General features: G+C 67.3%; 11 protein-coding genes and 1 pseudogene. 6 read left to right on the top strand and 6 right to left on the bottom strand.

Annotated elements, in window-relative coordinates:
• Window positions 1-761 (top strand): MCE family protein (locus AC1DWT_RS46450; RefSeq protein WP_477925843.1); only part of this gene is annotated, 761 nt, incomplete at its 5' end.
• A gap of 43 nt (window positions 762-804) precedes the next feature.
• Here the strand turns inward: AC1DWT_RS46450 and AC1DWT_RS46445 are convergent.
• On the bottom strand, window positions 805-1,428 hold the full coding sequence (locus AC1DWT_RS46445; protein ID WP_206015328.1) for a maleylpyruvate isomerase family mycothiol-dependent enzyme: 624 nt from the start codon (window positions 1,426-1,428) through the stop codon (window positions 805-807).
• Window positions 1,429-1,847: 419 nt separating this feature from the next.
• Window positions 1,848-3,128 carry an MFS transporter gene (locus AC1DWT_RS46440; RefSeq protein WP_206015327.1) on the bottom strand — a complete coding sequence of 427 codons (1,281 nt, stop codon included), beginning with the start codon at window positions 3,126-3,128 and terminating at the stop codon, window positions 1,848-1,850.
• Window positions 3,129-3,139: 11 nt separating this feature from the next.
• On the opposite strand from AC1DWT_RS46440, the gene AC1DWT_RS46435 reads away from it, so the two are divergent.
• Together AC1DWT_RS46435 and AC1DWT_RS46430 are read left to right on the top strand one after the other, a co-directional pair.
• Window positions 3,140-4,078: a LysR family transcriptional regulator gene (locus AC1DWT_RS46435; protein WP_477925842.1), complete on the top strand. Its 939-nt coding sequence runs from the start codon at window positions 3,140-3,142 to the stop codon at window positions 4,076-4,078.
• A complete protein-coding gene (locus AC1DWT_RS46430; protein WP_206015325.1) occupies window positions 4,075-4,839 on the top strand; it encodes a 2-phosphosulfolactate phosphatase in 765 nt (254 codons plus the stop codon). The genes AC1DWT_RS46435 and AC1DWT_RS46430 overlap by 4 nt, the downstream gene beginning before the upstream one ends.
• Before the next feature lie 203 nt (window positions 4,840-5,042).
• On the opposite strand, the gene AC1DWT_RS46425 is transcribed toward AC1DWT_RS46430, so the two are convergent.
• Window positions 5,043-6,008, bottom strand: a complete 966-nt coding sequence (locus AC1DWT_RS46425; protein ID WP_206015324.1) for an NAD(P)-dependent alcohol dehydrogenase — start codon at window positions 6,006-6,008, stop codon at window positions 5,043-5,045.
• A gap of 105 nt (window positions 6,009-6,113) precedes the next feature.
• Between AC1DWT_RS46425 and AC1DWT_RS46420 the strand changes: the two genes are divergently transcribed.
• A complete protein-coding gene (locus AC1DWT_RS46420; RefSeq protein ID WP_206015323.1) occupies window positions 6,114-6,554 on the top strand; it encodes a nuclear transport factor 2 family protein in 441 nt (146 codons plus the stop codon).
• Between the two features lie 117 nt (window positions 6,555-6,671).
• On the opposite strand, the pseudogene AC1DWT_RS46415 reads toward AC1DWT_RS46420, so the two are convergent.
• Window positions 6,672-6,914: pseudogene (locus AC1DWT_RS46415) on the bottom strand (CPBP family intramembrane glutamic endopeptidase); the annotation flags it as partial.
• 253 nt (window positions 6,915-7,167) lie between these two features.
• A complete protein-coding gene (locus AC1DWT_RS46410; protein WP_206015322.1) occupies window positions 7,168-7,680 on the bottom strand; it encodes a DUF6328 family protein in 513 nt (170 codons plus the stop codon).
• Window positions 7,681-7,851: 171 nt separating this feature from the next.
• Between AC1DWT_RS46410 and AC1DWT_RS46405 the strand changes: the two genes are divergently transcribed.
• Entirely contained in the window at window positions 7,852-8,184 is a 333-nt protein-coding gene (locus AC1DWT_RS46405) for an ANTAR domain-containing protein (RefSeq protein WP_477925841.1), read from the top strand.
• A 114-nt stretch (window positions 8,185-8,298) separates the two neighbouring features.
• Window positions 8,299-8,751, top strand: coding sequence for a SixA phosphatase family protein (locus AC1DWT_RS46400; protein WP_206015321.1), 453 nt, complete (start codon window positions 8,299-8,301; stop codon window positions 8,749-8,751).
• A gap of 22 nt (window positions 8,752-8,773) precedes the next feature.
• On the opposite strand, the gene AC1DWT_RS46395 is transcribed toward AC1DWT_RS46400, so the two are convergent.
• Entirely contained in the window at window positions 8,774-10,114 is a 1,341-nt protein-coding gene (locus AC1DWT_RS46395) for an alpha/beta fold hydrolase (RefSeq protein WP_241031557.1), read from the bottom strand.
• Window positions 10,115-10,273 lie beyond the last annotated feature (159 nt).

Raw genomic sequence — 10,273 nt, 5'->3', positions numbered from 1 at the left:
CCATCGAGGAGGATCTGCGCGGTCTGGCGGACTTCTCGCAGACGTATTCCGAGGCGGCGCCCGATCTGKTCAACGCCCTCGACAATCTGCGGACCCCCGGAAACACTCTGGTGGAGAAGCAAGGTGAGATCTCCACCCTGCTCGTGACACTCACCGGAACGAGTGCGTCCACCGCGGACCTCGTGCAGGCGAACGCCCGGAGCATCGTGACGATCGCCGCCGATTCGCGGGAAGCGCTGCAGCTCCTCGGCCGCTACTCACCGAGCTTCGGCTGCACCCTGGCGGCCTTCGTGAGGGCGGCGACGATCGCCCTCGAGTTGCTCGCGCTCGACGATCCGTATCCCGGCGGCCGAGGCACTGTGCAGTTCGTCAACCCGAAGGGCCGCTACGTGCCCAACCAGGACGAGCCGCGCCTGCTCGACAACCGCGGACCGGCTTGCTACGACAACGTCACCGCACCGGGTGCGAACTTCCCTCAATACCCCGGCGGATCGTTCAACGACGGCTCCTACCAGGTGCCGTCGCGGAACCCCGGACCGTCGACCATCGGGTACTTCCCCGCGCCCGCCGGCGTCCCCGACCAGGTCCCCGGGTACGGAGCTCAGGTCACGCCCGCGAGCTACGCGGGCTCGAAGATGGAACAGGACACCCTCGACGTCGTCTACGGCCAGGCCGGGGGCATGGCACCGGAGGACGTGCCGAGCTGGACGACACTCGTCGGCGCGCCGACCATGAGGGGAACCGAGGTGACCTTCGAATGACGACGTACCGGGGCCGCTGACGCCGCATCCCTGCAGGACGATCTCAGATCGCCATCGCCAGCGTGCCGACTCCCGGTCCGTCGAGGTCGTCCAGCGCCACCCTCCTGCCGGAGACGGCCAGAAGAAGGGACAGGGCGGTGCCGCTCACCTCCGGACCGTCGCCGATCGATACGTCGGCGTCCGTGGCCGTCAGCCGGACACGGGCAACCAGTTCCTTGGCGCCGCCGAACGACGCCGGGGTGCGCGTCTGCAGGCGGAGCGATCTGAGGACGGCGTCCGCCGGGTAGGAGCGGGTGAGGCCCAGCGGTCGACGGATGTCCTCACCGTGGACGACCTCCTCGACGAGCCGGCTGTCGAGGGGCGCCGGGGGCGTCGACGTGCGCGACGCCACCCGGCGAAGCCGCTCCAACGTCTCCTGCGGCGAGGCCCCGCGTTCGCGTTCCACGCCGCGAGCGTTCTGGCGGTCGAAGTCGAACCGCGCCCGGGCGAGCCCGATCACGAAACCGAGTCGCGTCGTCCGAGCGGTGTCGACCAGGTGAGCGACCACGTCGTGGACGGTCCACTCCCCGCAGAGCGACGGCTCGTCCCACCGCTCGTCGTCGAAGTTCCCGAGATCGTCGATCAGCGCGGCACGCTCCGCGTGCACCATCGACCAGACATCTTCCACGTTTCTCTCCTTCGGTCGGCCACATCGTCTGACGAGTAGGACTCCCGGATCCGCAGAAAATCATCGGTCCAGTCGCAAAGATCGCGACTGGACCGCCGATAGGTCGAATTCTCCGAACAGACGCGCTATCCACCTGCCGATCGACATACGAGAAATCGGTTGGCCGACCGACGTTCACGTGTCCGGTCAGGACCGGAAATCGTCACAGACTTCGGTACGGCCGTCGAATGTACGCGCGCACAGAGGGTTCGGTTCCGCTCCCCCGAACAGTGCGACCGCCAAACCCAAGAAACCGATGCCGCCGGACAGCACGGCACCGAGTAGGAATACGTCAGTCATCAAGCGCCCTCCCCCTTGTCTCTTGTCCCCCATTACAACAGGTCTGCCCGCGGACAGTAGCCCCGGCCCACCGCAGAGATTCACCGCGGCGGGTTCGTCTTCGGGAGAACGGCGAGTACGAGGGCCAGCATCGTCAGGACGAGGACCAGCACGGCCACGCCGGCCCAGTGTCCGCTCGCCCAGGCGATACCTCCGACCCAGCCGAACAGGCTGGATCCGGCGTAGTAGGAGACGTTGTACAGTGCCGTCGCCTGTGCACGGCCCGTTGTCGCGTGTGCGCCGACCATGCCGGACGCGACGGCGTGGCCGACGAACAGTCCGGCGGTCACCGCGGCCAGACCGACGAGGATCAGAGTCAGCGACGCGTCGAGGCTGAGCACCGTCCCACCTGCCATGAACGTGCAGGCCAGCACGAGCACGGTTCGGTGGCCGAGCCTGCCGACAAGCCAGCCCGCGGCGCGGGAGCCCGCAGTACCCGCCAGATATGCGAGAAAGATGAGCGACACCACCGTCGGCGCCAGATGGTAGGGGGCCGCCTCGAGGCGGAACGGAAGGTAGTTGAAGACCGCCACCATGCCGCCGACGAGCAGCGCACCGATGCCGAACAGTGCCAGCAGCCGGACATCCCGCAGGTGAACGGCGAGACTGCCACCGGACGGGACGGTGGAGCGCTGCCCCTGCCCGGCTGGTAACAGCACGATCAAGACGGCCATCAGAATGGCCAGGCCCACTCCGAGAATCACGAGCGCGGGACGCCACCCGAGGTGATCCGCCACCGGGACGACCAGAAGCCGGCCACCCAACCCACCCAAAGATGTTGCGGCAACGTAGGAACCGGCCAGCACGGCCGTCCGCGCCGGGGCCGCGACCTCGTGCAGCAGCGTCATCGCCAGTGCGGGTAGTCCTCCGAGTGCCACACCCTGGACGAATCGTCCCGCCACCAGGGCCTCGAACGTGGGTAGCCAGGGGACGGCCACGGCGAGCAGCCCGGCGATTGCCGCCGCATACCGCATCGCGGTGGGGCGTCCGACTCGATCCGAGAACCGGGTCCACGGCAGCACCGACAACGCCAGCCCGAGGGTGGCCGCCGAGACCAGGAGCGACGCCTGTGCGGCACTGACGGCCGCGTCGTGCCCGATTTGCGTGAGGAGTCCTTGCGGCGCATACATCAGCGCGAAGGTCGCAAGGCCCGCACACCACAGGGCCGCCGAGAGCCGGCGGTCCCGATTCGACTCCTTCGGTACATCTCCAGAGGCGGCCGGCTCGTCGGTGTCCTTCTCGGTGAAATGCGTGGCGGACATGCAGTCGACGGTATGGCGACACAACCGATGAATCCAATGCACTTTCGGCACGCGGCTCATACAGTTGAGTCATGAATAGCGAGGCGGTCAAGGCCCTGCTGCCGCACCTTCCCGTCCTCGTCGCCCTCGGCGAGGTCGAACACGTGACCGTTGCCGCCGCGATGCTCGGAATGCCCCAGCCCACGGTCAGCCGGATAGTCCGCCGGCTGGAGAAGCAACTCGGCACACCACTCCTGGAACCGGACGGGCGTGGCGTCCGGTTGACGGATGCAGGCCGGACACTGGTGCCGTACGCGCAACGCGCACTCGAGGCGGTGGTGGACGGCCTCGACGCCGTCCGGTCCCAGGACCGAAGGACGCGAGCAACCGTTCGCATCGCCTTTCAGACGTCGCTCGGCGAGCACCTCGTGCCCGAGTTGATTCGGATCGTCCGCGCGGAGGATCCGGCGATCCGGTTCGTCCTCAGCCAGGGCGCGCGGCGCACGTGCCTGAACACCCTCGTCAACGGGGAGGCCGATATCGCCCTCGCCTCTCGTCTCAACCCTCCGCCGGACGGACTGACGGTCACGCCGCTGTTCGAACAGCCACTCGTCGTCCTGGTGCCCGCCGAGCACCCGCAGGCCGCCTCGACATCGACGACGATCCGCGACCTCGCATCCGAACCGATCATCACGCTCAAGCCGGGCTACGGCCTCCGCGGATCCGTCGACGACCTGTTCGCGCGAGCCGGCGCCCTCCCCACGATCGCGTTCGAAGGCGAGGACCTGCGGACCGTGTCCGGCCTGGTGGCATCCGGCTTGGGCGTCGGCATCATGCCTGCCGCCGACACTCCCCCACCCGGCTGCGCGCAGATACTCCTCGACRATCCCCGGGCGACCCGAGACATCGGTGCAGCGCTGCTGCCCGGCGCCCCGCGAGCCGCGGTCACCACGGTGCTCACCGCCCTCGTCGCGCTCACCTCGACGGGGAACCGTCACGACGAGCAACCGAATCCGAGGGAGTCGCCGTGAATCGCGAACGTCTCCAACTGGAGTACGGACTGCGGTTCGACTGGGGCCTGCCCGGGGCGAAAGCCGTCGGGGCCGCCGCCGACGTCGCGGTCGTGGTGGACGTCCTCTCGTTCACCACCACTCTGACCGTGGCGGTCGATGCCGGCATCGACGTGCTGCCGTACCGATGGAACGACGATTCCGCCGAGCGCTACGCCAGTGAGTCGGACGCGGTTCTCGCCGTCAGGCGCAGCCGCGTGGCGCACGGTCAGATCAGCTTGTCGCCGAACACGATTCGACGCACCACCGCGCCGCGCCGCCTGGTCCTCCCCTCACCGAACGGATCGAGCATCTGCTTCGAACTCGGCGCCGGATCCGGGGTGTGCGTCGGAGCCTCGCTACGGAATGCGACCGCGGTCGCCGGCTGGATCGCCCGGCACTACACGCCGAGGTCGGTGGTGTCGGTGATCGCCGCCGGTGAGAAGTGGCCGGGCGGCGAACTCCGGCCGGCGATCGAAGACCTGTGGGGTGCCGGCGCCGTGATGTGCGCACTGACCGCGACGGGCTGGGACGCCGAGGTCTCGCCGGAAGCCCTGATGGCCATCACCGCCTGGCGCGCCGTCGCGGACACCCTCCCGCAGTCCCTCGCGGAGTCTGCGTCAGGACGAGAATTGCGCGCATCGGGATACCCTGAAGACGTCGCCATCGCCGCCGAAGTCGACCGGAGCACCGCCGTCCCCGTCCTCGAGAGCCGGGTCTTCCGAGGACGCGCAGTCGGTTGACCGCCGGAGCGACTGCCTCGTCTCGGCTGGGATCGAATCCGTCTCGGTAAACAGCGGTTGTATTAGTGATGACCAGACGGGAATGGGCAACATTCCGCGTTCCGCCGAAGAAAGAGTGACGAAGCGGTGCCGCCTCGATCGGGAGGCTGACGGCCGAGGTCGACCACTGGGGTACGACGAGACACTCGTCCTGACCGGACACGTCAACCGTTGACGGTGACCGTGACGTTGCCGACCTTGTGGCCCAGGTCGACGTATCGGTGCGCGTCGACGATCCGATCCAGCGGGAAATTGCGGTCGACGACTATGCGGAATCCGTCGGATTCGATCAGTTCCTTCACATAGGCAAGTGCTCCCTGCTTCTGAACGGACATCCCCGGCCGAACGGTGCGCCCGCCGCGCAGCGCAGTCCACGCACCGAGCGGCCAATTGATCAGGCCGGTCGTGGGGACGTAACAGCCGCGCGGGGTGAGCGCCCGTCGGCATCGCGCGAAGGAGGTCGCGGTGACGGTGTCGAATATGACGTCGTAGGTCTCGTAGTGGGCGGTGAAGTCTTCCGTGTGGTAGTCGATGACGTGGTCGGCGCCCAGGTCGGTGACCAGATCGGCATTACGGGAGCTGCACACCGCGGTGACCTCGGCGCCGAGGTGTTTGGCAAGTTGCACCGCGGCGGTACCGATGCTCCCGGAGGCGCCGTTGACCAAAACGTGTCTGCCGCTGCGGACGTGCGCCTTGTCGCGAAGGAAGTACAGCGCCGTCGAGGGTCCGTCGACTGCGGCGGCCGCCTCCTCGAAGCCGATACCGGCGGGCTTCCGTTCGAGCGACGCGGACTCGGGCAAGCAGACGTATTCGGCGCACGCACCCAGATGGAATCCGGCGAATCCGAAAACCTGGTCGCCGGCAGCGAATCGGCGCACGTCCGCGCCCGCCGCTTCGATCTCTCCGGCAAACTCGAGCCCGGGAATCCGCCGATTCCTCCGCGGCCGAGAGACGCCGAGGACGAGACGTCCCCAGCGGGGCGACCCCCTGCGCATGAGGGTCTCGGCCCTCGTCACCGTCGTCGCGTGCACTCGCACCAGCACCTCGTCCGGCTTCGGTGTGGGTCGCGCAACCTCACGGACACTGAGGACTTCCGGCGGCCCGAACTCGGAGTACGTGACTGCCTTCACCGGTAGCTCCTCCTCCCGCGTGCACTCCGAGATCGTCGCCGCGATTGATCCCATCATCGCTCAATCTGACGCCGAACGGACGGGATGTGGAAGTAGGGTGACATTGTGAAGGCGCCCATTGCCGACCTTGCGGACTTCGCCGCGCTCGAACCGTTCTTTCGAATCATCGAACAAGGTGTGGACGGACTGGTCGAGCCCGGTCACTTCTTCGACCTCCTCGCAGAAGACATCACCGTCGACTACGTGATCACCGTTCCCGGGTACCCCCGGCATGTCGAGGGCCGTTCCGCGGTCGCCGAGCTTTACCGCCCCTACGGCACCACCATCGTTCTCGACCGCTGCTTCGACCTGGCCGTCCACCACGACCAGACCACAGGAATTGTGGTGCTCGAGTACGCGTCCGAGGGCCACGTGGTGGGAACGGGACAGCGATACTCCAACCGGTACATCTCCGTGCTCACACTCCGTGACGGCGAGATCTCGCACTGGCGGGACTACCTCGACCCGATCGCCGTGTTCGACGCCGTGGGTTGGCCACCACGCTGACGGTCCACCCGCGAGCGGGGCGACCGATACGGCCGGGCAAAGCTGGGCGCCCGCCGCTCCGTGATAAAAGTATTGGCCGAGACCAACCGTGAAGACGAGCATGCCGTACAACGCGTGTTCGACAGAGACCGTGAACAGCGATCGAGTGCGACGATATCTCGAAGCGAAAATCCACCCGCCGACGATCGTCATCGCAACCGATATCCAGCTGCCGAACGCAATGTGTACAAAGCCGAATGCCACGGCACTCACAGCGACCATCCGAGCACCCTCGCCGAAAACCGTTGCGTACCTGCGGAACACGAACCCACGGAAGATCAGCTCCTGGGGATACACACTGAGCAAGGGGTACAACACCATCACGAGCGCCCAGATCAGCGGGTCCTCGCGAGGAAATGCGAACAGTAGACCAGGGCGCAGGAGCGCCACCGTGACGCTGAGGCACACCGCGGCGAGACACCAGAGCGCCGCGATCGATCGCGCCTGAGACCGAAGGGTTCCCGGACGCCACAGCGACGCCCGACCAAAGCCGGACGACCGAAGTAGATCTCGGTCCACGTCGTACTTGTGTTCCCGCTCGCGCTGTGTCGACACCATGAGTTCGGTCTGCACCTCACCGCTCGGCGTCGTCGATGGAGCGGCGGTGCGACAGCGCCGGCAGAATCCAGAATCCGAAGAACATCAACAGCGCCACCGCGGCCGCGATGATCCCGGCGGCCATGTCGACCACGAAGCTGAAGATCAGCAGAACCACGCCGACGAGGGCGACACCCAGGACGGCGATGCCGCCGATCGCAAGTCGTTGTCCGGTCGCCACGAGGGTGGGCAAGGCATGCTGACGGAACAGCAGTCGGTGAATGCCGACCGGCGCGACCAACATCATCGTCGCGGTGACCGAGAGGGCGACGGTCACGAGGTAGATCACCTCCTGCGCATCCGACACTTCCTCGAACCGCTGTTGGAACGGCAGGGTCAGCAAGAAGCCGGTCAAGAGTTGGACACCTGTCTGCACGACGCGCAGTTCCTGCAGCAGGTTGCTCCAATTGCGGTCGAGTCGCTGGACCTCGGTTTCGTCGCGGACCCGGCGGTTCCATGCGGCGTCGCGCCGACCCTCTGTGCTGTCCATGTCCAGTTGGTACCCGATTTCCGGGCCGATGGAACCCGCAGATAGGCATGGTCAATTCCGACATACGCAGGTTTACAGCCCCACCTGGGGCGGAAACGCCGGCATGCGCAGGCGGGCAAAGTCGAGTCGCAGGCCCGATCCGCGGTCGTACACTGAAGGCACATCGCGGAGATGATGCCCATGACGACTGTGCCCGAATCCAACTCGATCACCGAACGTGATGGGGTCGGCGTCGATCATGCGATGGATGGACGGCAAACGCTGTCGGTGGCGGAAGGCATCGTGATCGCACTACGCCGTTGCAGCCAAACCGATGCCTTCGAAGAATTGCTCCGCGTCGCGCACCGTCATCACCTCAGTGTGCTGACCGTCGCCCATGCTCTGGTAGATCTCGCGATGGACGCATGTCCCCCTCTGGGATCCCCCGAACGGCACGCTGACGCCACCGCATCACTGGCCGAGTGGGAGTCACGCCTCGCGTATCGGCCAGGGTCCTCTCGGTAATGCCGGACGCCCTCTCGCACCCCCGTTCCGTGCTGCGCGAATCTGCACGATCCGTTCGGCCCCGACGCCTATGCTGACCCGCACACGCACGCTCTCGTCGAGGGAGGCCCTGGGATGTTCGTCCTGCTTCGGCACGCCCATGCGATAGGAAAGCAGAACTGGGGCGGGCCCGACGCCGACCGGCCCCTCAGCGCCCTGGGACGTGACCAGGCCACCGGCCTCGTCGGCACACTCGCCGGAGTCGAGCTGCGCATCCTGTACTGCAGCCCGACGACCCGCTGCCTCGACACCCTCGCCCCCTTGGCCGCTGCCCACCGCCTGCCCATCCACGAACATCCGCTGCTCGCCCCGGATGCGGCTCCCGACGACCTGTGTGCCGCGCTGGACACCAGCGAACTCGCCGGCACCCTGTGGTGCACCCACGGCGAAGTCCTCACCGGGCTGGCCGCATGCACGCGCGATGACGGAACACGCATGTACCCCATCGGGCAGACTGCGAAGGGCGGAGCCTGGCTGCTGAATGCACATGCCCCACTGCGCTATATCGACCCCGTGCCACCGCAGTAGAGCCAGGTCGTGGTTTCGGAACTCAGGCGATGCGCCCAGTGTTCGAGCGGGTCGACTCACGTCGGCCACGGGCTCCGGCAGAGTGGGGGGATCGTCTCGCGCCGCGTCGTGCGCTCATCGGTTGTCGCTGCCTGACCGCACCCCGCTGGGCTGTGGTGGCGAGCTGCTCGCGGATCAGACGGAGCGTGATCTCGGGCCGCTCGAACTGGGGTACGTGCCCGCAGGCGTGCAGCGTCACCGACCGGGCGGTGGGAACGGCGCTCGTGACGTGCCGGGCGAATCGGGCCGGAACGAGTGTGTCGCGGTCGCCCCACAGGAATAGCGCGGGCACCTCGAGGCCCGCGATCCGGTCCCAGAGGCCTGTCTCCCCGAACGGCTCGTCGAGATACAGGCCGAGCAGCGCCGACCACAGCGCCCGGCGGCGGGAGGCATGCCGCAACGACAGCTCCCATTCGTCAGCTGCGGCCTCGTACCAGTGCCGCGGCACCACGCCCGGATCCGCCAGCAGGGCCCGCAGCCCGGCACGGGCCCCCGCGTGGAGGAGCCGCGGCGGCACGGCGAGGGGAAGCCGCGCCACATCCAGCGGAAGCAACCGGGCCAGTGAGGTCAGTCGGCGCCGGCGACGAAAGGCCATCGCCGGACACACCAGCACCAACCCGGTAACAGCATCCGGGTCGCGCAGCGCGAGTTCGAGAGCGACGCGGCCGCCGAGAGAATGTCCGATCAGCGCGGCGCCGCGGGCGTCGACCGCATCGAGGAAGGCCCGCAACCAGCGATGCAACTGTTCGGGGGTGTAACGCCAGGCCGGGGCCGCCGAGGATCCGAACCCAGGAAGATCGGGGCAGATCACCCGATGGTCCGATGCCAGGTCTGCCAGCACCGGCAGCATGGAGGAGTTGCTGGCGCCGAGACCGTGCAGCAGCACCACCGGCCGTTTGTCCGGGTCACCCGCTTCGAGGTATCCCGTGTGCACCCCGTAGGCGCTGGTCTCGCGGGCACGTGCCCGTGTCGGCAATTCGACGTCGGGCGCGAAGGTACCGCCGATCGCGAGGACCGTTGTCATGCTGCCGCGGATCTCGAGTGCTCCGGACAGGAAAGCGTCGGCCACGCTGATGCGGCCGGCGAGCAGGTCGCCGAGAGTGGCCGCGTCGGTGCGGACGGTGCTTGTCGGGTGCGCAACCCCGCCGCGTCGGTACGTGACGGTGCCTTCGTCGATGCGGACGGTCCATTTGCCGTGGTCGGTGATGTCGAGGTTCATCGTGACCCGCCGGTGGCCGAGCGCGCTGCGGGTGACATCGCGTGGCAGATGCTTGGCGAGACAGATTTCCGGATCACAGCACACGGGTGAGCGTGCCATGGTCATGACCACTCCTTACCGCTCCGATACCCACCGGTCCAGGTCGGATCGCTGAGGATGCACTCCCTCGTGAGGAGTGCATCGGTGCGTTGCTCCTCAGGAACGATGTTTGCCGTTCCGTCCTAGGTTCAACACCGGCGAGGCACCGACTAATCCGCCGAATCC

Source organism: Rhodococcus sp. P4_B6, assembly GCF_056402215.1.
Note: the sequence above shows the minus strand (reverse complement) of the source record. Positions and strands in the feature narration are given on the sequence as shown.